This is a genomic window from Stenotrophomonas sp. TWI587 (genome assembly GCF_039674145.1).
Classification (GTDB): Bacteria; Pseudomonadota; Gammaproteobacteria; order Xanthomonadales; family Xanthomonadaceae; genus Stenotrophomonas; species Stenotrophomonas maltophilia_AY.
Genome location: NZ_JBDJMW010000006.1, coordinates 268,220 through 290,187, shown reverse-complemented (window position 1 = coordinate 290,187; position 21,968 = coordinate 268,220). Strand labels below are relative to the sequence as shown.

Here is a 21,968-nt window from a genome sequence, read left to right as displayed (position 1 = left end):
GGGGGGGGTTTTCTCTCCCCCCCCTTTCCCCTTCTTGTTCGGTTTGTGTTTCCCCCCCCTTCAAAACCCCCGCCCCCTACCCCCCCCCCGCGCCGTCCCTCCGACACTGGGTCGGTGCGCAGAGAGGAAACGCGTCGCGCTTTTCAATGTGCGCAATGACGTTGGGCTTCTACGAATGCGCCCTTACGGCCACTGCATTTCACCCTTGGCTACTTTGGCGCTTAGTTCCAGTGAGCTCTCACCCGCCAGGTTCGGATAGCGTTTTTTCATCGCGGCGATCAGTGCGTTGGCGTCGTTGCTGCGTGTGGTTTCTTCGTCGAAGGCGCGGATGTAGTTGGCGGTGAAATCCACGGCGCTGATGTCCAAGGCGGCATCGGCTGCGTAGTGGCCTGGGATGACGCGGGTGGGTTTCAGGGCTTTGAGGGTGGCCAGTGTCTGCAGCCAGTCGGCGTGCGATTGCGCGCTTTGGGTGTCGGCCATCCAGACGTGTTCGCCGGCGACGATGGGGATGCCGCCGAGGATCGTGCGCAGGGCGGGGATCCACAGGACGGTGCGGTCCGGGGTGGGGCCGGTCAGGCCGATGATCTTGATCGGTTGGCCTTCGAGGGTGAGGGTGTCGCCGTCCAGTGGGGTGGGGATGACGATGCGGCTCGGCTTGCCTGCGCCCATCTGGGGGCCCCAGTAGGCGAGTTTGGCGGCCTGGGTGGCGTTGATGTGGGCAACGGTGGTGGGGGTGGCGAGGATGCGGGCGTCGGGGAAGGCGTCCTGCAGGGTGGCCAGGCCGAAGTAGTAGTCGGGGTCGCCGTGGCTGATGTAGATCGTGGTCAGGCGTTTGCCGGAGGTGCGGATGCGCTGCACGAGCTGCGCGGCATCGGTGGCGGCGAACTGGGCGTCCACGAGGATGGCGTCGTGGCGGCCGGTGATCAGGGTGGAGGAGACCGCGAAGAGGGCGTCGTCGCCGGGGTGGTAGGGCTGCACCGCGAGTGGGGTGGCCTGTGCTTGCGCATTCGCGGCGGGCCGGGCATGGCTGGTGCCGGGGCTGAGTGCGGTGAGGCCGGTGATCAGGGCGAGGCTGAGGGCCAGGGTGGCGCGGGAGAGCGTGGTCATTGGGGGTGGTTCCTTCCAGGGCCCCGGCGGGGATCGCCGGGGCGGGCAGGGCTCAGTACGCGACGGTGGCGATCTGGCGGCGGTACTGCGGGGTTTCGATCTCGCTGACGAAGGCATCGGCGTAGTCCGGGTAGCTGATGCGGCTGTGGCCGTCATCACCGACCAGGAAGTTCTTCGCCTGGGTGCGGAAGCCGCCGCGCTGCGGGCCGGGGCCGATTTCGGCGGCCGGGGAGTAGAAGGTCCAGTCGAGGTCTTCAACGGCACGCAGCTGCGTAAGCGTTTCTCGGGCGGCCAGGGCAACCGGCTTGTAGGCATCCGGGAAGCCCTCGGTGTCCACCAGCTGCACGCCGGGGGCGACTTCCAGGCTGCCGGCGCCACCTACCATGATGAAGCGGGGTACGCCGGCCTGGCGCGCAGCGGCGACCAGAGCGGCGCTGGTGCTGGTCACCGTGGTCGGGGCATCGCCCGGGCGCGGGCCGAAGGCGCTGGCGAGCACGTCGTGTCCGGCGATCACAGCCGCCAGGGCGTCGGTGTCGTCCAGCGCGGCCACGGCCAGCTGTGCGCCGTCCAGTTCGGCGGGAAGGTCGGTCTCACGGCGCACGATTGCGGTGACCTGGTGGCCGCGGGCGAGGGCCTGGCGGGCGATTTCACGGCCGATGTTGCCGGTGGCACCAACGAGAGCGATTTTCATGGGGAGGTCCGTTGAGGAAGGAAGGCCAGCGTATGCCTCTGGAATCGAACGAAAAACCGCGTATAACGGCCTAATTTGTTGCACGGATCGATCAAATGGACCGGATGACCGCCATGAACGTGTTCGTTGAGGTGGCCGAGCGCGGCAGTCTGACGGCTGCCGCTGACGCGCTGGAGATGTCGCGGGCGATGGTGACGCGCTATCTGGCCGAGGTGGAGCGCTGGCTGGGCGCCCGGTTGCTGCACCGGACCACACGCCGGATCAGCCTGACCGGGGCCGGGGAGGCGGCGCTGCTGCGCTTCCGGCAGATGCTGGCCATCGGCGATGAGCTGCGCGGGGAGCTGGCCACGGACAACCCCGAGCCGCATGGCCTGCTGCGGGTCACCGCGAGCGTTTCGTTTGGGCAGAGCCATCTGGCGGCGGCGGTGGCCGAGTTCGTCAAACGGCATCCGCTTACACGCGTCGAACTGCTGCTGGTGGATCGGGTGGTCAACCTGGTGGAGGAGCGCGTGGACATCGCGGTGCGCATCTCGCGTGCGATCGACCCGAGCCTGATCGCGCGTCCGCTGGCGCAGTGCCGCTCGGTGCTGTGCGCGGCGCCGGCGTATCTGGCCGAGCGCGGCACGCCGACCACGGCCGACGCGCTGGCCACGCACAACTGCCTGACCCACCACTACGTCGGCAAGAGCGTGTGGCATCTGCAGCGTGAGGGACGGAAGATCGCGGTGGCGGTGGGTGGCAACATCAGTGCCAATGAGGCATCGCTGCTGCTCGAAGCGGTGCGCGCCGGTGCGGGCATCGCGATGCTGCCGATGTATCAGATCGCACCGCTGCTGCGCACGGGGGAACTGGTTGCCGTGCTGCCGGACCATGAGGTGGAGCTACTGGGTCTGTACGCCGTATACGCCTCGCGCCGGCAGCTGCCGACGATCATGCGCAGTTTCCTGGATTTCCTGGTGGAGCGTTTCAGCAGCCCGCAGTTTCTGGCGTTGCTCTGACCGTCTGGCGTCAACGGTGCATGAGCGGAGACGCGCTGGCGCCGCCGTACAATGGGCCCCCACGTCGTTGAAGTGAGTGTCGCCTTGTCGTATCCGTATCCGTTGGTGGTGTTCGATCTGGATGGCACGCTGGTGGACAGCGCGGCCGATATCGCCGAGGCACTGAACCGCACGCTGGAAGACTGGCAGTTGCCGCGCGTGCCCGAGACGACGGTATTGACGTGGATCGGTGATGGCGTGCGACGGCTCGTCGAGCAGGCGTTTACTGCAGCCGGCAGTGCTATCGATCTGGACAAGGTGATGCCCGGCTTCATGCGGCACTACGAAGCGTGCCTGTTGCGCAGTCCACGTCTGTTCGATGGCGTGAGCGAGACGTTGGCCGCCTTGCGCGAACGTTCGGTGACGCTGGCGATCTGCACCAACAAGCCGTCGGCGCTGGTGGCGCCCTTGCTGCAGCATTTCGGTCTGCAGGGTGTATTCGCGCTCGTGCTCGGCGGGGATTCCCTGCCGGAGCGCAAGCCGAGTGGTGCGCCGTTGCGGCACATCGCGGCGCACTTCAACGTGGCCGTCGAGGCAGCGTTGATGGTGGGTGATTCGATCACGGACTATCGCGCGGCCGTGGATGCGGGCATGCCGGTGGCGCTGGTGCGTTATGGCTATCCGCGCGGGCTGGACCTGGACAACGTCGAGGCGGTAGCCGTGGTGGATGATCTGCGGGAATTGCTGAGGCTGTAACGCGTTGAGGCGCGTGCCGACCAACGGTCGGCACCTACCGATGATGGGGCGTGCCGACCGAGGGTCGGCACCTATCGAGGGTGGGACGGCGGTGGTGCCGCCGCCCCGCGCGCTTACTTCGGCTGGTAACGCACGCTCAGGCGGTACTCGCGGCCGGGCTGGTTGTACCAGGCGACGGTTTCGTAGTCGCGGTCGAAGACGTTGCTGACCCGACCCAATACCGACCAGTCGCGGGTCAGCGCATATTCCAGGCGCAGGTCCACGGTGCCGTAGCCGCCCAGGCGCACGGTGTTGGCCGCATTGTCGTACCGCTTGCCAGCGCCGTTGGCGGTGAGGCCGGCGCGGAAGTCACCGAAGCGGCGGTCCACGTCCAGACGCGCGGTGTTCTGTGCGCGGCGCGCCAGCCAGTTGTCGAACTGTGCGCTGCCGTCGGTGCGGTTGCGCGGGTCGGTGTGGCTGAGCTGTGCGTTGAGGTCGAACCCGGCGACGGTGATCGCACCGGTCAGTTCGGCGCCGCGGATGCGTGCCTTTTCGACCTGCGACATCATGAAGGTGGTGGCGTCGTAGGTGATCAGGTCATCGATGCGCGTTTCGTACACATCCAGGCCCCAGCGCCAGCCGTCGCCCTGCTGGGTGATGCCGAGGTTGGCACTCTTGGATTTCTCCGGATCCAGGGTCGGCACGCCGCTCCACGGATCGTACAGATCGCTGAAGGTCGGGGCCTTGAACGCGGTGCCGTAGCTGGCGTTGAGGCGGAAGCCGCTGCCCAGCTCCAGGCCCCAGCCCAGGCTGCCGGTGGTGTGGTTGCCGAACTGCTCGTTGTCATCGTTGCGCACGCTGGCCTGCAGGTGGTGCGCGCCGAAGCGGCCCTGGTACTGCACGAACAAGCCGGTGTTGTCGCGGCTGTCCACCAGATAGCCAGCGCTGCTGCCGTCCAGGTTGTCCTGGCTCCAGTCCACGCCGGCACTCAGCAGCTGGCCGTCGGCGATGCCGATATCGGCCTGCACCGAGGCGCTGTCGCGGTGGGTCTGGGCGTTGCCCAGCCAGGTATCACCGTTGAAGTTGTCCGATTCATTGTCGGCGCGGCCAACGTTCACGGTCAGGTTGAAGCGCTCGCTGGGCGTGTAGCGCAGCTTGCCACCGAGCACCTGCTGCAGGGTCTCGGAGTAGTTGTAGTAGCCGTCGTAATGGTTCTCGCCTTCGGCGCGCAGCGCGGTGCCTTCCAGGCTGAGCGTGTCGGTCAGCGCGTAACCGCCGCGCAGGCTCATGGAGAGGTTGCGGTAGCCATCGCGGTCGGGCTCATCGGCGCCGCAGCCGGCAAACGTGGCCGCGTCACCGCGGCAGGCGTTGATGCCATCGGTGTGCTGGTAGGCGATGTCGGTGCCGAACCAGCCACGCTCACCACTGCCACCGAAGCCACCGCTGGCCTCACGCAGGCCGTTGCTCCCACCGCCCAGCTGCAGGTGCGGGGCGAACTGGCCGGCGTTGCGGCGGGTGAAGATCTGGATCACGCCACCGATCGCATCGGCGCCGTACAGGCTGGACTGCGGGCCTCGCACGATCTCGATGCGCTCGATCTGCGCCAGCGGCAGGTCCTGGATCATGGCCAGGCCGAGATCGCCGGTGTTGATGCGCACGCCATCGATCAGCACCAGGGTGTGGGCCGAGTTGGTGCCACGCAGGAACAGCGAGCTCTGCTTGCCCAGGCCGCCGCTGTTGTTGAGGTTGATGCCGGCACGGCCGCGCAGCAGATCCTGCAGCGAAGGCGCCTGGCTGCGCTCGATCTCGGCGCGGTCGATCACCTGCGCCGGCGAGATGCTGTCCTGCAGGGCGATCGGGGTACGGGTGGCGGTGACCAGCACCTGGTCCAGCGCGGTGGCGTCGTCCTGTGCGGAGGCCAGCAGGGGCAGGGCCGACAGCACGGCCAGGGAAAGAACGCGGGTTTGCAGCTTCATCGATGACTCCATGCACCGCGCACGCCCGCGCGGCAAGGGGTGGGGATGATCGCGCTGCAGGGGTGTTCGACGGTGGGCGGACGCGCGCAGGCGCCTGCTTGCCGCCGCCATGCCCGCCGCATCGCAACCAGTCGTCTTCCAGGCCGGTCTCCGGGCTCGCGGGCCGATGGCGGTGCCATCGTGCCAGGCGCCTTCCCATGCCGGAGCACAGTGGCGTGTTGCCTGGTGTTTCCTCGCTTACCGTTGCGGGGGCAGCGCCGGAGTGGCGGCGTGGCACAGGGCCTGACGCGTCACCGGCTTCCCGTTTCAACCTGGCGGCGTTGCAGCCCCAGGTCACCTGAAAGTGGGCGCAGTCTAAGCCATCGGCCGGGCCGGTGGAGCGCACCGGTTAGAATGCGCCTCGCTTTTTCGATGTGAACTCCATGACCCCAACGTGGTTGCAGCACCCCGGCACCGACGCCCGTGACCCGCACTGGCCGGCCGCAGCGGGTCGCAGATGGGGCCGGGCATGATCCTCGATCTGATCCGCCACGCCAGCACCGGCCGCGACGATCATCTCGATGGGCGCACCGATCCGCCGCTGCACGAGGGTGCGACCGAGGCCCTGTGCGCGCGCTACGCCGGGTTGTCCTGGCAGCGTGTGCTGTCTTCGCCACGGCAGCGAGCGCTGTTGACCGCCCAGGCACTGGCCGCGCCCCACGCGGTGGACGTGGAGGCCGATGAGGAGTGGGAAGAACTGGATTTCGGCGACTGGGACGGGCTCGCGCTGGAGGCGCTGCCGATGGATGCGCTGTCAGCCTTCCATCTGGACCCGCACGCCAACCCGCCGCCGCATGGCGAAAGCTGGGGTCACTTCGAGCGCCGCATCGCGCGCGGCCTGCATCGGTTGCTGGATGAGCCCGAGCCGGTACCAACGCTGATCGTCAGCCACGGCGGACCGCTGCGGATGGTGCTGTCACAGGTATGCGGCCTGCCGATGGCGATGTGCTGGGCACTGCGCATCGATCACGGCACGCGGTTGCGCCTGCGCGTGGAGCGCCAGGACGATCAACTGTGGGGTGAGCTGCTGGAGCTGCAGCAGGTGTGAAGCGCGCGGGTACCGACGGTGCATCGGTACCCGCGGATCAGCGCTCGTCGTCGTCGGTCTCGAACGGCGGTGCTTCGTCGCCGTCATCGTCGCGATGCTCCACGGTGCGGTCGTAGACCGGACCGGAGGCGGGCGGCGCCTTCTTCAGCGGCTGGTCGGCGATGATGGCTTCGTACTCGGCCACCAGCACGGTGCGGCGTGCTTCCGGCAGCTCCTGCCAATGGCAGTCCTGCAGTGCGCCTTCCAGCGAATACAGCAGGTTCAAGCTCGGCTTGAAGCCGGCGCGGCGCACCTTGACGAAGGCACCGACGGCGCCGACCGCCAGCAGGTCTTCCGGCGTACGCAGACCGACCTGACGCAGCCATGCTGCACTCTTCGGGCCGATGTTGCGCAGCTTGGCGCCACTCATCCCAGTGCCTCGACGAACACGGCCGCGATCGCTTCCAGACCGGCCTGGTCCTCAGCATCGAAGCGCGCCAGCGAGGGGCTGTCCAGGTCGAACACGCCGACCAGCTCGCCGTTGTGGATCAGCGGCACGACCAATTCCGAGCGCGAGGCCGAATCGCAGGCGATATGGCCCGGGAACGCGTCCACGTCTTCAATGCGCTGGGTGACCCGCTGCGAGGCGGCAGCGCCACACACGCCCTTGTCGAGCGGAATGCGCACGCAGGCGGGCAAGCCCTGGAACGGGCCGACGACCAGCTCCTTGCCATCGAAGAAGTAGAAGCCGACCCAGTTCAGGTGCGGCAGGGCGTGGTAGACCAGCGCAGACAGGTTGGCCGCATTGGCGATGCGGTCGCGCTCGCCGTGCACCAGGGCGCGGGCCTGGGCCAGCAGCTGGCCGTACTGTTCCGGCTTGCTGCCGGTGAGCGTGGAAGTATCGAACATGGCCGCAGTCTACCAAGCGCAACGCCCGACTGCGCCGGGGCCGGGCAGAACGCAGCGGACCGCATCGCAGCGCCGCCGTAAGCGCGGATAATGCCGCGTTTCCGCTCCCGGTCGTCCCCATGTCCCTGCCTGCGCCGCGTCCCGCCGCCCTGTTCGTCACCGGTACCGATACCGGCATCGGCAAGACCTTCAGCAGCTGTGTGCTGCTGCACGCCCTGCGCCGGCACGGCGGCACCGCGGTGGGCATGAAGGCGGTCGCCAGTGGCTGCGACCGTACGCCCGAGGGCCTGCGCAACGAGGATGCCACCGCCCTGATGGCTGCCAGCCTGCCGCTGCCCGCGTATGCCGACCTCAACCCGTTTGCGCTGGAGCAGCCGCTGGCCCCGGAGATCGCCGCGGCGGAGGCGGGCGTGCAACTGTCGCTGGCGCCGATCCAGGCCGCGTTCGCGCGGCTGCGCGCCAGTGCGGACACGGTGGTGGTGGAGGGCGTCGGTGGCTGGCTGGCGCCGCTGTCGGCCACGCTGGACCAGAGCGATCTGGTCCAGGCGCTGGAGCTGCCGGTGGTGATGGTGGTCGGGCTGCGGCTGGGCTGCCTCAACCATGCACGGCTCACCGCCGAGGCGATTGCCGCGCGTGGCGCGCGCTGCATCGGCTGGATCGCCAACGAAGTGGATCCCACCATGGCACGCCGCGACGAGAACGTTGCACTGCTCACCGCGCGGCTGCCGATGCCATGCTGGGGGCGCCTGCCGTATGCGCCGGGCGCGGCCCCGGCCAGTCTGGCAGACCGTCTGGTGTTCTGAGCCTCAGGTCGCCGCGCGCGCCTGCAGCGCGGTGGCCAGCCGGCCCACCGTGGCGATGGCACCGACGAAACGCTCGTCCAGTTCCTGGCAGCATGAAAGGCGCAGGCAGTGCCGGTAACGCGCCCCGCGTGAGTAAACCTGGCCGGGCATGAACACCACGCCCTCGGCCAGGGCCTGCTCGAACAGCTCCCCGGTATCGATCGCGGCCGGCAGCTCCACCCACAGCAGGAAGCCCCCGGTGGGCTGGGTGGCCGAGGTGCCCGGCGGGAAATGCTGTGCGATCAGGCCACGCACATGACTGACCTGGTCGCTGTAGAGCCGGCGCAGCCCGCGCAGATGGTGTTCGTAGTTGCCGGCCTCCAGGAATGCGGCTACCGCGTCGCCGAGCAGGCGTGATTCGGCACCGGAAGAGTGGAACTTCAGCAGTTGGATATCGGCGGCGAAGCGGCCACCATCGAGCCAGCCAATCCGGTAGTCCGGGGCGAGCGTTTTGGAGAACCCGCTGCACACCATGATCCAGCCATCGCGGTCGAAGCTCTTGGCCAACGGCTCCAGCGGTTCCTTGAACTGCAGTTCGGCGTAGACCGCATCTTCGATCAGTGGCACCTGGTAGTGGTTCACCAACGCGGCCAGGCGCTGCTTGTTCGGCACCGGCATGCTGCCGCCGAGTGGATTGTGTACGGTCGGCATTGCCATGATCGCGGCGATGCCACCGGCGTCGAGCAGGACCTCCAGCGCATCCAGATCGAGCCCGTCGCGCGGGTGGGTGGGCAGTTCGATCGCACGCAGGCCCAGGCTGCGCAGCAGCGGGTAGATGTTGAAGTACGAGGGCGCTTCGATCGCGACCGCATCGCCAGGTTGGGTCACCACGCGCAGCGCGAGTTGCAGGGCTTCCATCGCGCCATGGGTGAGCACCACCCGGTCCGTGGTGGTGTGCAGCCCCAGCCGTGGGCCACGCTGCACGATCTGCGTCAGCAGCCGTGCTGCACCGTTGGGACGTGCGTAGGTCTCCACCGTGGTGGCGGCACGGCGCAGCACCTGTGCGGTACTGCGGGCCAGCTGCGCACCGGGATAGAAGCGCTTGCCGCGCGGCCCGGCAAACGCCAGATCCACGATGCCGGGCTGCAGCTGCGCGGCCAGCACGCGCGCCATCATCGCGTGTTGCGCCGGTGCGGTCGGTGGAGAGGGCGTCTGGCGCAGCGACTGCGTGGGTTCGGGCAGACGGGGGCTGACCACGAAGCCGGCCTTGGGCCGTGGCAGCACCAGCCCGGCGTCTTCCAGCTGCCGATAGGCGGCGATCACCGTGTTGAGGCTGAGCTTGCGCTGCGTGGCGAGCCCGCGCAGCGACGGCAGGCGGGTGCCCACCGGCAAGCGCCCGCTGCGGATCGCATCCGCCATTTCATCGGCCAGGGATTGATAGAGGTTGGTGGCCATCGGTAGCTGCATCCACGGAATCTGTAACCGTGCGGATACCGATCATCTGCATCTGTATCCGCGTCCGGCGCCAGCCTACCATGGTGCTCGATGACTTCCCCCACGCACGGCAGGGCAGTGTGTGCCGTGCGTTTTTTCTTTTCCCTGCCGCCGGATCAGCGTGCCGAAATGGCGGTGCTGACCAGGCGCGGCTGCTCGCGGTACAGCGCCGGATACTGCTGCTTCAGCGCGGCCACCTTGGGCAGGTCGTTGATCCGGATGTACAGCGATTCCGGATGCAGGGTGAGGTAGTTCTGGTGATAGCCCTCGGCAGCGAAGAACGGCTTGCCGCCATCCACCTGGGTCACCACGGGCGCAGCGTAGGTCTTCGCCTGCTGCAACTGTGCGATGTACGCGCGGGTGGCATCGCGCTGGGCCGCATCGTCGGCATAAACCGCCGAGCGGTACTGCGTGCCTCGGTCCGGGCCCTGCCGGTTGAGCTGGGTCGGATCATGCGCCACCGAGAAGAACACCTGCATCAGCTGGCCATAGCTGACCTGCGCGGGATCGTAGGTGACCTGCACCGCTTCGGCATGGCCGGTACTGCCGCTGCCGACACGCGGGTAGGTCGCGTTCGCCGCACTGCCGCCGATGTAACCGGAGAGCGCGCTGTCCACGCCCTTGATGTGCTGGAACACGCCCTGCACGCCCCAGAAGCAGCCACCGGCGAACACCACCTGCGCGCGCTTCACGCCGGGTTGGCGCAGGTCCGCCTTGCCGGCAGGGGGAGGCAAGGCCACGGTCGTGGCGGCCGCGGCAGCGTGTGCCGGCCGATCAAGACCGACCACCACCAGGCTGGCGGTAAGTGCCGCGATGGCGACAGCGATGCCGCCTGCCACGAGTTTGTCGAACGCGATCTTCATGCGATAGCTCCTCAACCAAACGTAAAGGCGTAGGCGTGCACGCCCGGATCGAGGAACTCGATCTCGAAGGTGCGCTCCTGCACGGTGCCGGACTGGCGGATCAGCTGATACAGACGGTTTTCATCCACGCGGCCGTCGCCATCGGCGGTGATGTCACCGCCGGCCGCCGCGCCCGGCGCCTGCCCGTCAATGCGCACGCGGAACCTGACTGGCTTGCCGTCCTCGCCCGGGGCCAGCACCAGGTGCAGGTCACGTGCATGGAAGCGGAAGGCGATGCGGCCGCCGCCCGTCTCCAGCCGGGCGTCTTCGTTGCCCACGGTCCAGCGTCCGTCCAGCGCCCACTGGTTGTGCTGCAGGGTGGCAGGCACGGTGTAGTCGGCAGGCTGGTCCTGGCGCTGGCCACCGGGCGAGGCGAAGTTCTCGGCGCGTGCGTGACCCAGGTAGGTCTCCGGCGATTTGAGGTTGCCCATGTCGGCCTGGCGCGCCACGCCATCCAGTGCCATCGCCACCGGTGCGTCATCACCGGGGAGGGTGTTCCCGGCCTCGCGCAGCAGCTGGCGGATGATCTGCTCGGACTGCGCATAGTTGCCTTCACCGAAGTGATGCGCACGGATCTGGCCCTGCGCATCGATGAAGTAGTGCGCCGGCCAGTACTTGTTGTTGAAGCCGCGCCAGATGGCGAAGTCGTTGTCGATCGCCACCGGGTAGGTCACCTTCAGGTCCTTCACCGCGCGCTGCACGTTGGCCAGGTTGCGCTCGAAGGCGAACTCCGGTGCGTGCACGCCGATCACTACCAGCCCGTGGTCGCGATAGCGCTCGGCCCACTCGCGCACGTACGGCATCGCGCGCAGGCAGTTGATGCAGGAGTAGGTCCAGAAATCGACCAGCACCACCTTGCCGCGCAGCGCCGGTGCATCCAAGGGCGGGCTGTTGAGCCACCCGGTGGCACCGGCCAGCGAGGGCAGGGTGCCTTCCACCGGCAGTGGCTGCCCGGGCGTGCTCGCAGCGGCACGCATCATCGCCGCGCCGGCGACCGGCTCCTGTGCTGGAAGCACGTCGAGCAGGCCCTGTTCCAGCTTGGCGGTGCTGACCGTGGAGAGCCGGGTCAGTACGCCGGTATCCCAGCCCATCGCGATCGCGACCACCGCCAGCAACGCGGCGATGCCCAGCCCACGGCGCACCCACTCGCCCACGCCGAGGCGGCGCTTGAGCGCGGCGAACACGCGCCCGCCGATCCAGATCGCCAGCGCCAGCGAGGTGGCCGCACCCAACGCATAGGCCAGCAGCAGCCCGCTGGTGCCGACACTGGCGCCCTGCAGTGCTGCGCCGGTCAGGATCAGGCCAAGGATCGGGCCCGCGCAGGGCGCCCACAGCAGGCCGGTGGCGATGCCGATCAGCAGCGAGGTGCCCACGCCCCCGCGGCCAGCGTCACTGGCCGCATCGGCCGAGGCGCTCAGCCGCGCGCCCAGCCGCTGGAACGGTGACAGCAGGCGGTCGGCCAGCGCCGGCCACAGCAGCGCCAGCGCGAACACCGCCATCACCACCAGCGCGATCCAACGCCCGATCTGGTTGGCCTGCGCCACCCATTGGCTGCTCACCGCCGCCAGGCTGGCGACCACCGCGAACATCAGTGCCATGCCGATCAGCAGCGGCAGGCCACTGCGCAGGAAGGGGCGGTCGGACCGTGCGAACACGAACGGCAGCACCGGCAGGATGCAGGGGCTGAGGATGGTGAGCACGCCACCGAGGTAGGCCAGCACGAGCAGAAGCATGGAGAGGTCCTTCTATGACACAGGGAAGTGCGGCACTCAGGCCGCGACGAAATTCATGGCCACGCCGTTCATGCAGTAGCGCAGCCCGGTCGGGCGCGGGCCGTCATCGAAGACATGGCCAAGATGGCCGCCGCAGCGCTTGCAGTGCGCTTCGACGCGGACCATGCCCAGGGTGGTGTCGCGGTCTTCGCCGACCGCATCGTGCAGCGGCGCCCAGAAGCTGGGCCAGCCGGTGCCGCTGTCGAACTTGGTGGAGGAGGAGAACAGCGGCAGCGCGCAGCCGGCACAGGTGAAGGTGCCACGCCGATGCTCCTTGTTGAGCGGGCTGCTGAACGGCCGCTCGGTGCTCTGCCGGCGCAGCACGCTGTATTGGGCCGGCGTGAGCTGCTCGCGCCACTGCGCATCACTGCGCATGACCTCGAACTGGCGCGCGGGTGCGGCAGGCGCCGCCGGGGCGGGGTTGCTGCAGGCGGTCAGTCCGAACAGGCCGGCCGCGGCAGCCATGCCCCCCATTCCAAGCACATTGCGACGTGTGTAACGCATGGCCGATCTCCGGGCACGGGGACGATGCGGCCATGCTGCGCCCGGCCCGGTCAACGAATCCTCACGCAGGGTTAAATTTTCCGTGACACATTCAGGTCGCGATCCGTCGACAATGCCGCCATGCCCTCCTGCCGCCCCCTGAGCCGATGAGCAGTGCCAAGCGTGTCCTGATCGTCGAAGACGATGTCCACATCGCCAACCTGCTGCGCATGCACCTGCGCGATGAAGGCTATGAGGTGACCCATGCCGCCACCGGCGACGACGGCCTGGCCCTGCTGGAGGCGCAGCCGTGGAGCGCGCTGGTGCTGGACCTGATGCTGCCGGGCGTGGACGGCCTGGAGATCTGCAAGCGTGCCCGCGCGATGACGCGCTACACCCCGATCATCATCACCAGTGCGCGCGCCAGCGAAGTGCATCGCATCCTCGGCCTGGAGCTGGGCGCGGACGATTACCTGGCCAAGCCCTTCTCGATGCTGGAACTGGTCGCCCGCGTGAAAGCGCTGCTGCGCCGGGTGGAAGCAATGGCCCAGAACGCGCGCATCGATGCCGGTGAGATCAAGGTGGCCGGGCTGCGCATCGACCCCGTCGCACGCACGGCGCTGGTGGAGGGCCGACCGCTGGAACTGACCCCGCGCGAGTTCGACCTCCTCTATTTCTTTGCCCGTCATCCCGGCCAGGTGTATTCGCGCATGGACCTGCTCAACCAGGTGTGGGGCTACCAGCACGACGGTTACGAACACACCGTCAACACCCACATCAACCGGCTGCGCAACAAGATCGAGCGCGATGCCGCCAACCCGCAGCGCATCCAGACAGTGTGGGGGCGCGGCTACAAGCTGGTCGATGCCGACGAGGATGCAGACGCATGATCCGGCTCACGTTGTCCCAGCGCTTGTCCGCCGTTTTCTTCGCGCTGCTGTTGCTGTGTGGTGGTGCGCTGCTCTGGATCCAGATGCGCAGCACCACCGTGCATGAGCAGGAAACCGTGCAGCGCCTGTCGCGAGGCCTGGCCGAACACATCGCGCGCAGTGGCGAGCTGATGGATGGCCGTGGCATGCGCAATGGCGAAGTTCGCGCGCTGTTCGGCAAGTTGATGGCGGTCAACCCCAGCGTGGAGGTGTACCTGCTCGATGACCAGGGCCGCATCCTGGGCCATGACGCGCCAGACGGACACCTCAAGCGCAGCCGCGTCGATCTCGCTCCCGTACGGGCACTGCTGCGGGACGAGCCACTGCCGATCCTTGGCGACGACCCGCGCAGCGCGAGCGGCCGCAAGGTGTTCAATGCAGCGCCGCTGTGGGTACAGGGGCGCCAGGCAGGGTACATCTACGTGGTGCTGGTCGGGGAACAGCGCGAAGCACTGGCCGCCAACATCGCCGCCAACAGCACGCTGCGGACCACGCTGTGGTCGCTGGCGATTGTCGCCGTGGTAGGGTTGCTCGGTGGCTTGGTCGCGTTCCGCTGGGTGACCCGGCCGCTGCGCCAGCTGACCCGGCGCATCCAGTCCTTCGATGTCGATGCCGCCACACCCGATGCCGCGCCGCCGCCGGCGCCGCTGCGCACCGGCGAGCGCGATGAGCTGGCCATCCTGCAGCACAGCTTCGGGCACATGGCCCAACGCTTGGGTGAGCAGTGGCAGCAACTGCGCCAGCAGGACCTGCAGCGGCGCGAGCTGGTCGCCAACATCTCCCACGACCTGCGCACGCCGTTGTCATCGCTGCACGGGTATCTGGAAACGCTGGCGCTCAAGGACGCCACGCTCAGTGCCGAGGAACGCCAGCGCTACCTGTCCATTGCCTTGTCGCAGAGCCACAAGGTCGGTCGGTTGGCGCAGGCGCTGTTCGAGCTGGCCCGGCTGGAACATGGCGGGGTGGTGCTGGACCGCCAGGCGTTCTCGCTACCCGATCTGATCCAGGATGTGTTCCAGAAGTTCGAGCTCGCGGCGCAGTCGCGCCGGCAGACGCTGACCGCCGACATTGCGCCGGGTCTGCCACCGGTGATCGCGGATCTGGCGTTGATCGAGCGGGTGCTGACCAACCTGCTCGACAACGCGATCCGGCATACGCCCGAAGGCGGCCGTATCGCGGTTACCCTGCGTGCGGCGGACGGCGAAGTGCAGGTCAGCGTGGCCGACAGCGGCCCCGGCATCCCCGCGGAACGGCGCGATGCCCTGTTCACGGCCATGCCCGCACTGAGCAGCCAGCGGCCGGACAGCGGCGGGCTGGGACTGCTGATCGTGCATCGCATCCTGCAGTTGCACGGGCGTGACATCCGCCTGCTGGAGAGCCGCGAGGGGGCATTGTTCGTGTTTTCGCTGCCGGGCATGCGATAACGCCGCCCAAAAAAAGACCCGACAGAGGGAGGGTTCTGTCGGGTCTGGGATTGCGTGGGGGGAGGGACCCACGCAAATTCGATGTTGTCTGGCTCAGCCGCGCGTCTTGCCTGCGCTGGGCGTGGCGGCCGCGAACGGCTGCCGGGCAAGTTCGCTGAAGGCTTCGGAGGCCTTCAGTCCCAGGCCGGCCACTTCCTGGCTGGCGCTGGTCCAACGGGCGAGGTTGTCACGTGCCAGTTGCGCGCCTTTGGGCAGCAGCGACTGCAGCGTGCCGGAATCCTGTGACTGCACGATTTCACCGAAGAACCCGCTGGTGGCGGTGATGTTCTTCTCCAGCGTCTTCAACTGCACCCCGAACATGCTTTCGGCATTTTCCAGTGCGAGCCGGTTGGCACGCGTGGCCGTGGCGGCCAGCTGGCGGGTGTAGTCGCTGAAGGAATCGGTGAACGCGGACGCCATGGTCAGGACGGCTCGAGAACGTTGATGCAATGCAGCATACGCCGAAAATATTGCATTGCAACATTCCGTTGCCATTGATGGTCCGGTTTTATCTTGATCGTTTACAGATCAATAGGTTACGAGCGATTGCGGGTGGTGGCGATGGGCTGTGAGCCGGCCAGCGGCCGGCACTACCGCGCCGTGTGGTGCCCGCGCGCCACCGATCAACCGCGGTAGCGGCAGCCGGAGGTGCAGGTTTCGTGCACGGTGACTTCGCTCAGCTCCGGCAGGGCCGGCTTGAGTTCGTTCCAGATCCAGATCGCCAACCGTTCGCTGGTCGGGTTCTCCAGGCCGGGGATATCGTTGAGGTAGTGGTGGTCCAGACGGTCATAGATCGGCTGGAAGGCCGCTTTGACGTCGCCGAAATCCATGATCCAGCCGGTCTGCTCGCCGGGCTCGCCCTCCACTTTGAGTTCCACCCGGAACGAGTGGCCGTGCAGGCGGGCGCACTTATGGCCCGGCGGCACGTTGGGGAGGTGGTGAGCGGCCTCGAGGGTAAAGACTTTGAAGATTTCCATGGCTGCATTGTAGCGGCGGGCCAGGGGCATGAGAGGGGCCGGCCGTTAATTGTTGCTAACGAAAACATTTCCATCCGGATGAAGAGATGGTAGTTTCTCTTATATCCGTATGAAGAGATGTTATTGGCCGTGGTTCAGCCAGGCATGGACTACTGCGGAACTTGTCGTCCACCACCCCACTGAAGTTCATGCCCAAGCACACTCTTCTTGTAGCGGCGTTGTCCGTCGCTCTGGCAACGCCTTTGACCGCGTTTGCCGACGCCGCCCCCGATGCCGCCGCCACCGGCGACAGCAAGACCCTCGCCGCCGTGCGGGTCACCGGGTCCAACATCAAGCGCACCGATACCGAGTCGGCCAACCCGGTGCAGGTGATCGAACGTCAGCAGCTGGAGGAGACCGGCAAGGCCACCGTCGCCGACTTGCTGCGCTCGATCTCGGCCAACACCGGCAATGCCAACAACGAAACCACCAACAATGGCTGGGCCTCCGGTTCGGCGGGCATCGGCCTGCGTGGTCTGTCGCAGAAGAACACGCTGGTGCTGCTCAACGGCCGCCGCCTGGCCAATTACGGCTTCCCGGCCGGCGGCCTGTCGGACACCTTCGTGAATCTCAACGCACTGCCGTTGGTCGCGGTGGAACGCATCGAAGTGCTCAAGGACGGCGCCTCGGCCGTGTACGGCTCCGACGCGGTGGCCGGTGTGGTCAACATCATTACCCGGCAGAACTTCCAGGGCGCCGAACTCGGTGGCAGCGTCGGTACCGCCGATCAGGGTGGCTTGGACGAGCAGAACCTGAAGTTCATCGGCGGCATCGGTGATCTGGACACGGATGGCTACAACATCCTGGTCAGCCTGGAAGGCTACAACCGCGAGCGCCTGGACCAGGACGAGCGCGACCTGACCAAATCGGGCATCTACACCGACAAGCCCGGCGGCCGTTGGAACGGTTGGTCGGCCAAGGGCGCGCGCTATCTGGTCAACGGCATCTCGGTGCCGATGCTCGATGCCAGCGGCAACTGCCCGGACGGCACCACGCTGGTGGCCAGCGCGCCGATCGATGGCCTGGCCGGCAACACCTGCGGGTTCAACCAGGCGCCGTACACCACGCTGATCCCCTCGACCAAGCGCTACCAGGCCTACGTCAACGGCACTTTCCGCGTGAACGACAACGTCGAAGCGTTCGGCGAAGTGCTCTACAGCGATATCAAGGGGGTCTCCTGGTTCGGCAGCAGCCCGTTCTTCACCCTGGAAAGTGGCCGCTTCGCGCTCAACGCCGATACCGGTCTGGCCGAGCCGGTGTCCTCCAACCTGCCGGCGAGCAGCCCGTACAACCCCTACGGCCGTGCGGTGCCGATCGAGTACACGTTCTTCAACCTGGGCGGCACGATCAAGACCAACCGCTCGCGGGCCTACCGTGGCCTGGTCGGGCTGCGCGGCAGCCTGCAGAATTGGGACTGGGAAGTGGGTGCCTTCGGCGCGCGCAGCAGCGAGCGCGAGACCGTCTCCGGCGGCTTTGCCAACCGCTATGCACTGGCCGATGCGCTCGCCACCGGCAGCTACAACCTGCTCAATCCGTCGGCGACCTCGCAGGACGTGCTCAACGCGATCAACATCAGCACGCTGCGCCCGGCCGAGTCGGTGCTGCAGGGCGTGGATGCCAAGATCTCCGGGGCGATCGGCCACACCTGGGCCGGCGAGATCGGGTTCGCCGCCGGTGCCGAATGGCGCCGCGAGAAGCTTGATTCCAACAATCCCTGGCAGATCGATGCAGGCCTGCAGATCCGCCCGGCGATCGCCGAGGTGCATGGCGAGCGCAAGGTCACCGCGGCCTATGCCGAAGTGAACGTGCCGCTGGCCGAGCGTCTGGAACTGCAGGCCGCTGCCCGCGCCGATCATTACAGCGATTTCGGCGACGCGTTCTCGCCCAAGCTGAGCCTGCGCTGGCAGCCGTGGGACATCCTGCTGGTGCGTGCCGCCGCCTCCAAGGGCTTCCGTGCGCCGTCGCTGTCGGAGAACTCCAACAGCACCAGCATCGCCTACGGCAGCGTGATCGATCCGCGCGACCCGGACGTGCCGGGCTCGCGGCAGAACCCGACCTTCTTCACCGTCGGCAACAACGATCTCAAGCCCGAGCGTACCAAGAGCTTCAATGCCGGCATCGTGCTCTCGCCGTGGTCCAACACCAGCCTGAGCGTGGATTACTACCGCATCGAGCTGGAAAACCTGGTGGGCACCAACAACACCCAGACGCTGGTCACCAATGACGTGCCGGGTGCGGTCAGCCGTGATGAGCGCGGCAAGCTGCTGGCGGTGTTCAACCGCTACCAGAACCTCAGCGAATTGAAGACCTCCGGCTTCGATGTCGAACTGCGCCAGCGTTTCCCGACCACGCAGGCCGGCGACTTCGGCCTGAGCACGGCCTTCACCCACGTGCGCAACTACAGCCGACCCACCGTGGTTGGTGGTCCGCTGGTGGACTACGCCGGCAGCAACCTCGGTGCCACCCTGCCCAAGAACAAGGCCACCACCACCTTTGATTGGAGCTACGGTGACTTCCGCACCGCGCTGACCTGGTACTACACCAGTGGGTATGACCAGAAGGCCAGCGCCGCGGCCACTGCCGTGCAGGATCGGGTCGATGCCTACAACCAGTTCGATCTGTACCTGGGCTACACCGGCATCGAGAAGCTGACCCTGTACGCGAAGATCCAGAACCTGGCCGACGAAGAACCGCCGTATGACGCCTCGTTCCCGGGCATCCGTGCGCCGTACGACTTCAGTCAGTACGACCTGCGCGGCCGCTACTTCACGGTCGGCTTCGACTACCGCTTCTGACCTCATCCACTGCACCGGAGCGTGCGCATCCACAGGGCCGGAAGGAACCGGCCCGTCTTTCGGGGAATCGCTGTGTCTTTGCAACGTCGTCTGCTTTCTCCCATCGCCTGGTTGGCGTTGGTGCTGTCTGTGTCTGCTGCGCCCGCCTCCGCGCAGAGCGCGTACTTCTTCCCGGCCGGCGGTGATTTCGATCCCGCCGTGCCCACGCCCCAGCAGTTCCTCGGCTATGAGATCGGCAGCCGGTACACGCGGCACGATCAGCTGGTCGCCTACTTCAACGAACTGGCGAAACACTCCGACAAGATCAAGGTGGAGGAGATCGGCCGCAGCTACGAGGGCCGCCCGCTGCTGATCGCCACGGTGACCTCGGCGCAGAACCTGCAGAATCTGGACACGCTGCGCCGCCAGCACGTCACCCTGGCCGATCCGGCGCAGCCGATTTCGGCCGCCGGCAGCAGCCCGGTGGTGGTATGGCTGGGCTACAGCGTGCACGGCAATGAAACCTCCAGCGGCGAAGCGGCGATGCTGACCGCCTACTACCTGGTCGCCAACCGCAGCGCGGAGACCGCGCAGTGGCTGCAGCAGGCAGTGGTGCTGTTCGACCCGGCGCAGAACCCGGATGGGCGCGACCGGGCGGCGAGCTGGCATAACGCGTATGCCTCCTCGCCGGCGTCGGCGGATCCGGCCGACAAGGAACATGTCGAGCCCTTCCCGCAGGGCCGCACCAATCACTACTTCACCGACCTCAACCGCGACTGGCTGGCGCTGACCCAGCAGGACACGCGGCCGAAAATCGCCTATTTCCACCAGTGGTATCCCAACGTCCAGATCGACTTCCACGAGATGGGCAAGGACAGCACCTACTACTTCGAACCCTCGCCGGCGAGCATGCACAGCCCGCTGATTCCGGCGTCGTCGTATGACTTCAACAAGACCCTGGCCAAGTATCACGCGCAGTCGCTGGATGCCCTGGGCTCGCTGTATTACACCGGCGAGAACTACGACAACTTTTCGCCGGTGTATGGCTCGACCTACCCGGATTTCCACGGCGCAGTGGGGGTGACCGTGGAGCAGGCCAGCTCGCGCGGACGCGTGCAGGAATCGGTCAATGGCCTGCTGACCTTCGGCTTCACCATCCGCAACCAGGTGGCCACCGGTCTGGGCACCGTTCGCGGCGCGGTGACCGAACGCGATGGGCTGCTGAAGCTGCAGAAGGAGTTCTTCCAGTCCGCGCTGAAGCAGGCCAACCAGCAGCCGGTGAAGTCCTTCGTGTTCGGCGACGCGGCCGATCCGGGCCTGACCCAGCGCCTGCTGGATCTGCTGCTGCAGCACCAGATCACCGTGCAGGCCTTGAGTGCCCCGGTGACCGTGGATGGGCAACGCTTCGAGCCGGGCAGCGCCTACGTGGTCCAGGCTGCGCAGCCGCAGTTCCGCCTGGTCCATTCGATCTTCGCCGACACCCCGCCGATCAAGGGCGATGTGTTCTACGGCAGCACCTCCTATGCGATCGCGCCGGCCTACGGCATCGCCTTCGCCGCGAGCCGCAGCCGGATTGCCGGTGGCGAGCGCGTGGCCAGCGTCCCCGTCGCGAACGGGAGCGTGGTCGGTGGGCAGGCGGGCTACGCCTACGTGTTCGATTGGCGCGACTACAACGCCAGCCGCGCGCTGTACGCGCTGCAGGCCAAGGGCGTGTTGACCCGCGCGGCGTTCCAGCCGTTCACCGCGGCCACCGCGCAGGGCGAGCAGTCATTCGGCTATGGCAGCGTGGTGGTGCCGGTGGCAGGTCAGCCGCTGGCCGGTGCCGAGCTGCTCGCCGCGGTCGACGCGGCCGCACGCAGCAGTGGCGTGCACATCCAGGCGCTGTCCAGCGGGCAGAGCCGTGGCGGCATCGATCTGGGCAGTGACAGCGTCAAGGCGCTGCGCAAACCGGCGGTCGCACTGGTCATGGGCGAGGGCGTCAGCGCCACCGAGATCGGCTCGGCGTGGTTCCTGCTCGACCAGCACCTGCAACTGCCGGCCAGCAAGATCGACCCGGCCCAGCTGGGCAAGATCACCCTGGATCGCTACACCACGATCGTCCTGGCCGGCGGGACCTATGCCGGCGTGGATGCCACCGCCGTCGCTGCGCTCAAGCGCTGGATCAACGCCGGTGGCTCGCTGATCACCTACGGTACGGCCGCCCGCTGGGCGATCGAACAGAAGCTCAGCGACGAAGTGCTGGGTCCGGAGGAAAAGGAACCGGAAGCCGCACGTCGTGCGTTCGGTGATCAGCGCGATATCGCGGCGATCGAGCGCGTGAGCGGCAACATCCTGAGCGCAGACGTGGACAACACGCATCCGCTGGGCTTCGGCGTACCGCGCCGGCAGCTGGCGGTGAACAAGGAAAACGGGCTGAGCTTCCAGCCCAGCCGCAATCCATTCTCCACCGTGGTGCGCATCGACGACACGCCCAAGGTCAACGGCTACCTGTCCGAACGCAACCGCAGCCGCGTCGCCGGTGCCGCGTGGCTGGTGGTGTCGCCGCAGGGGCAGGGCAATGTGGTGTTGTTCGCCGATGACCCGGCGCACCGCAAGTACTGGCACGGCACCGAGCGCCTGCTGTTGAACGCGATCTTCTTCGGCAACCAGCTCAACCCCACCAAGCCGCGCGGCTGACGCGCCGGGTACCGGTAGTGCCGGCCGCTGGCCGGCTCCGGACCCTTACCACGCGACGCGCAGCTCCGCCGCACTCACCTGATGGCGGGGCTCTATCCCCCAAGCAACAGCCGACCAGCGTCGGCTGTTGCTGCTTGTCAGACACCCATCACAGCCCATGTGAAAATTCCGTATTGCGAATCATTCTCAATACGAATAGGATGGCGCCCGCCGGCT

At 67.3% G+C, this 21,968-nt stretch carries 19 protein-coding genes and 1 riboswitch; of the genes, 8 read left to right on the top strand and 11 right to left on the bottom strand.

Features of this window, described 5'->3' with window-relative positions:
• Positions 1-183: 183 nt before the first annotated feature.
• Together ABE464_RS12540 and ABE464_RS12535 are read right to left on the bottom strand one after the other, a co-directional pair.
• Positions 184-1,107, bottom strand: coding sequence for an MBL fold metallo-hydrolase (locus ABE464_RS12540; RefSeq protein WP_346472219.1), 924 nt, complete (start codon positions 1,105-1,107; stop codon positions 184-186).
• A 52-nt stretch (positions 1,108-1,159) separates the two neighbouring features.
• Entirely contained in the window at positions 1,160-1,798 is a 639-nt protein-coding gene (locus ABE464_RS12535; protein WP_346472218.1) for an NAD(P)H-binding protein, read from the bottom strand.
• 95 nt (positions 1,799-1,893) lie between these two features.
• On the opposite strand from ABE464_RS12535, the gene ABE464_RS12530 reads away from it, so the two are divergent.
• Both ABE464_RS12530 and gph read left to right on the top strand, forming a co-directional pair.
• A complete protein-coding gene (locus ABE464_RS12530) occupies positions 1,894-2,796 on the top strand; it encodes a LysR family transcriptional regulator (RefSeq protein ID WP_346472217.1) in 903 nt (300 codons plus the stop codon).
• Between the two features lie 84 nt (positions 2,797-2,880).
• Positions 2,881-3,531, top strand: coding sequence for a phosphoglycolate phosphatase (gene gph / locus ABE464_RS12525; protein WP_346472229.1), 651 nt, complete (start codon positions 2,881-2,883; stop codon positions 3,529-3,531).
• Between the two features lie 113 nt (positions 3,532-3,644).
• Here the strand turns inward: gph and btuB are convergent, their stop codons facing one another.
• Positions 3,645-5,486: a TonB-dependent vitamin B12 receptor gene (gene btuB, locus ABE464_RS12520; protein ID WP_346472216.1), complete on the bottom strand. Its 1,842-nt coding sequence runs from the start codon at positions 5,484-5,486 to the stop codon at positions 3,645-3,647.
• A 123-nt stretch (positions 5,487-5,609) separates the two neighbouring features.
• Positions 5,610-5,842: riboswitch (cobalamin riboswitch) on the bottom strand.
• 152 nt (positions 5,843-5,994) lie between these two features.
• Between btuB and ABE464_RS12515 the strand changes: the two genes are divergently transcribed.
• A complete protein-coding gene (locus ABE464_RS12515) occupies positions 5,995-6,573 on the top strand; it encodes a histidine phosphatase family protein (protein ID WP_346472215.1) in 579 nt (192 codons plus the stop codon).
• Positions 6,574-6,610: 37 nt separating this feature from the next.
• On the opposite strand, the gene ABE464_RS12510 is transcribed toward ABE464_RS12515, so the two are convergent.
• Complete coding sequence (locus ABE464_RS12510; protein ID WP_346472214.1) at positions 6,611-6,982, bottom strand: TfoX/Sxy family protein; 372 nt, start codon at positions 6,980-6,982, stop codon at positions 6,611-6,613.
• Positions 6,979-7,461 carry a GAF domain-containing protein gene (locus ABE464_RS12505; protein ID WP_070471648.1) on the bottom strand — a complete coding sequence of 161 codons (483 nt, stop codon included), beginning with the start codon at positions 7,459-7,461 and terminating at the stop codon, positions 6,979-6,981. The genes ABE464_RS12510 and ABE464_RS12505 overlap by 4 nt, the downstream gene beginning before the upstream one ends.
• Positions 7,462-7,580: 119 nt before the next feature.
• Here ABE464_RS12505 and bioD point away from each other — a divergent pair, with 119 nt between their 5' ends.
• Entirely contained in the window at positions 7,581-8,264 is a 684-nt protein-coding gene (bioD, locus tag ABE464_RS12500; protein WP_346472213.1) for a dethiobiotin synthase, read from the top strand.
• Positions 8,265-8,267: 3 nt separating this feature from the next.
• Here bioD and ABE464_RS12495 read toward each other — a convergent pair whose 3' ends face one another.
• The 4 genes from ABE464_RS12495 to msrB all read right to left on the bottom strand — a co-directional run bounded on the left by ABE464_RS12495 (position 8,268) and on the right by msrB (position 12,915).
• Positions 8,268-9,698, bottom strand: a complete 1,431-nt coding sequence (locus ABE464_RS12495; RefSeq protein ID WP_346472212.1) for a PLP-dependent aminotransferase family protein — start codon at positions 9,696-9,698, stop codon at positions 8,268-8,270.
• A 155-nt stretch (positions 9,699-9,853) separates the two neighbouring features.
• Positions 9,854-10,600, bottom strand: coding sequence for a peptide-methionine (S)-S-oxide reductase MsrA (gene msrA, locus ABE464_RS12490; RefSeq protein ID WP_346472211.1), 747 nt, complete (start codon positions 10,598-10,600; stop codon positions 9,854-9,856).
• Positions 10,601-10,611: 11 nt separating this feature from the next.
• Positions 10,612-12,372: a cytochrome c biogenesis protein DipZ gene (locus ABE464_RS12485; protein ID WP_346472210.1), complete on the bottom strand. Its 1,761-nt coding sequence runs from the start codon at positions 12,370-12,372 to the stop codon at positions 10,612-10,614.
• 36 nt (positions 12,373-12,408) lie between these two features.
• Positions 12,409-12,915: a peptide-methionine (R)-S-oxide reductase MsrB gene (gene msrB, locus ABE464_RS12480; RefSeq protein ID WP_346472209.1), complete on the bottom strand. Its 507-nt coding sequence runs from the start codon at positions 12,913-12,915 to the stop codon at positions 12,409-12,411.
• 146 nt (positions 12,916-13,061) lie between these two features.
• On the opposite strand from msrB, the gene ABE464_RS12475 reads away from it, so the two are divergent.
• Both ABE464_RS12475 and ABE464_RS12470 read left to right on the top strand, forming a co-directional pair.
• Positions 13,062-13,784, top strand: coding sequence for a response regulator transcription factor (locus ABE464_RS12475; RefSeq protein WP_346472208.1), 723 nt, complete (start codon positions 13,062-13,064; stop codon positions 13,782-13,784).
• On the top strand, positions 13,781-15,247 hold the full coding sequence (locus tag ABE464_RS12470; protein ID WP_346472207.1) for a HAMP domain-containing sensor histidine kinase: 1,467 nt from the start codon (positions 13,781-13,783) through the stop codon (positions 15,245-15,247). Before ABE464_RS12475 ends, ABE464_RS12470 begins: the two co-directional genes overlap by 4 nt.
• 93 nt (positions 15,248-15,340) lie before the next feature.
• On the opposite strand, the gene ABE464_RS12465 is transcribed toward ABE464_RS12470, so the two are convergent.
• A complete protein-coding gene (locus ABE464_RS12465; RefSeq protein ID WP_346472206.1) occupies positions 15,341-15,706 on the bottom strand; it encodes a phasin family protein in 366 nt (121 codons plus the stop codon).
• Between the two features lie 203 nt (positions 15,707-15,909).
• The gene (gene queD, locus ABE464_RS12460) at positions 15,910-16,263 is read right to left on the bottom strand and encodes a 6-carboxytetrahydropterin synthase QueD (RefSeq protein WP_176990663.1); all 354 of its coding nucleotides are present in this window, start codon (positions 16,261-16,263) and stop codon (positions 15,910-15,912) included.
• Positions 16,264-16,451: 188 nt separating this feature from the next.
• Between queD and ABE464_RS12455 the strand changes: the two genes are divergently transcribed.
• Both ABE464_RS12455 and ABE464_RS12450 read left to right on the top strand, forming a co-directional pair.
• Positions 16,452-19,097: a TonB-dependent receptor gene (locus tag ABE464_RS12455; protein ID WP_346472228.1), complete on the top strand. Its 2,646-nt coding sequence runs from the start codon at positions 16,452-16,454 to the stop codon at positions 19,095-19,097.
• A 120-nt stretch (positions 19,098-19,217) separates the two neighbouring features.
• The gene (locus ABE464_RS12450; protein WP_346472205.1) at positions 19,218-21,752 is read left to right on the top strand and encodes a M14 family zinc carboxypeptidase; all 2,535 of its coding nucleotides are present in this window, start codon (positions 19,218-19,220) and stop codon (positions 21,750-21,752) included.
• The last annotated feature ends 216 nt before the right edge of the window (positions 21,753-21,968 follow it).

Bases quoted from the DNA above. Each gene is read 5' to 3' on its own strand.
- ABE464_RS12505 (WP_070471648.1), bottom strand. From the start codon at position 7,461: ATGTTCGATACTTCCACGCTCACCGGCAGCAAGCCGGAACAGTACGGC.
- btuB (WP_346472216.1), bottom strand. From the start codon at position 5,486: ATGAAGCTGCAAACCCGCGTTCTTTCCCTGGCCGTGCTGTCGGCCCTG.
- ABE464_RS12510 (WP_346472214.1), bottom strand. From the start codon at position 6,982: ATGAGTGGCGCCAAGCTGCGCAACATCGGCCCGAAGAGTGCAGCATGG.
- ABE464_RS12535 (WP_346472218.1), bottom strand. From the start codon at position 1,798: ATGAAAATCGCTCTCGTTGGTGCCACCGGCAACATCGGCCGTGAAATC.
- ABE464_RS12530 (WP_346472217.1), top strand. From the start codon at position 1,894: ATGGACCGGATGACCGCCATGAACGTGTTCGTTGAGGTGGCCGAGCGC.
- ABE464_RS12475 (WP_346472208.1), top strand. From the start codon at position 13,062: ATGAGCAGTGCCAAGCGTGTCCTGATCGTCGAAGACGATGTCCACATC.
- ABE464_RS12465 (WP_346472206.1), bottom strand. From the start codon at position 15,706: ATGGCGTCCGCGTTCACCGATTCCTTCAGCGACTACACCCGCCAGCTG.
- queD (WP_176990663.1), bottom strand. From the start codon at position 16,263: ATGGAAATCTTCAAAGTCTTTACCCTCGAGGCCGCTCACCACCTCCCC.
- ABE464_RS12515 (WP_346472215.1), top strand. From the start codon at position 5,995: ATGATCCTCGATCTGATCCGCCACGCCAGCACCGGCCGCGACGATCAT.
- ABE464_RS12495 (WP_346472212.1), bottom strand. From the start codon at position 9,698: ATGGCCACCAACCTCTATCAATCCCTGGCCGATGAAATGGCGGATGCG.
- ABE464_RS12455 (WP_346472228.1), top strand. From the start codon at position 16,452: ATGCCCAAGCACACTCTTCTTGTAGCGGCGTTGTCCGTCGCTCTGGCA.
- msrA (WP_346472211.1), bottom strand. From the start codon at position 10,600: ATGAAGATCGCGTTCGACAAACTCGTGGCAGGCGGCATCGCTGTCGCC.
- bioD (WP_346472213.1), top strand. From the start codon at position 7,581: ATGTCCCTGCCTGCGCCGCGTCCCGCCGCCCTGTTCGTCACCGGTACC.
- msrB (WP_346472209.1), bottom strand. From the start codon at position 12,915: ATGCGTTACACACGTCGCAATGTGCTTGGAATGGGGGGCATGGCTGCC.
- ABE464_RS12470 (WP_346472207.1), top strand. From the start codon at position 13,781: ATGATCCGGCTCACGTTGTCCCAGCGCTTGTCCGCCGTTTTCTTCGCG.
- ABE464_RS12485 (WP_346472210.1), bottom strand. From the start codon at position 12,372: ATGCTTCTGCTCGTGCTGGCCTACCTCGGTGGCGTGCTCACCATCCTC.
- ABE464_RS12540 (WP_346472219.1), bottom strand. From the start codon at position 1,107: ATGACCACGCTCTCCCGCGCCACCCTGGCCCTCAGCCTCGCCCTGATC.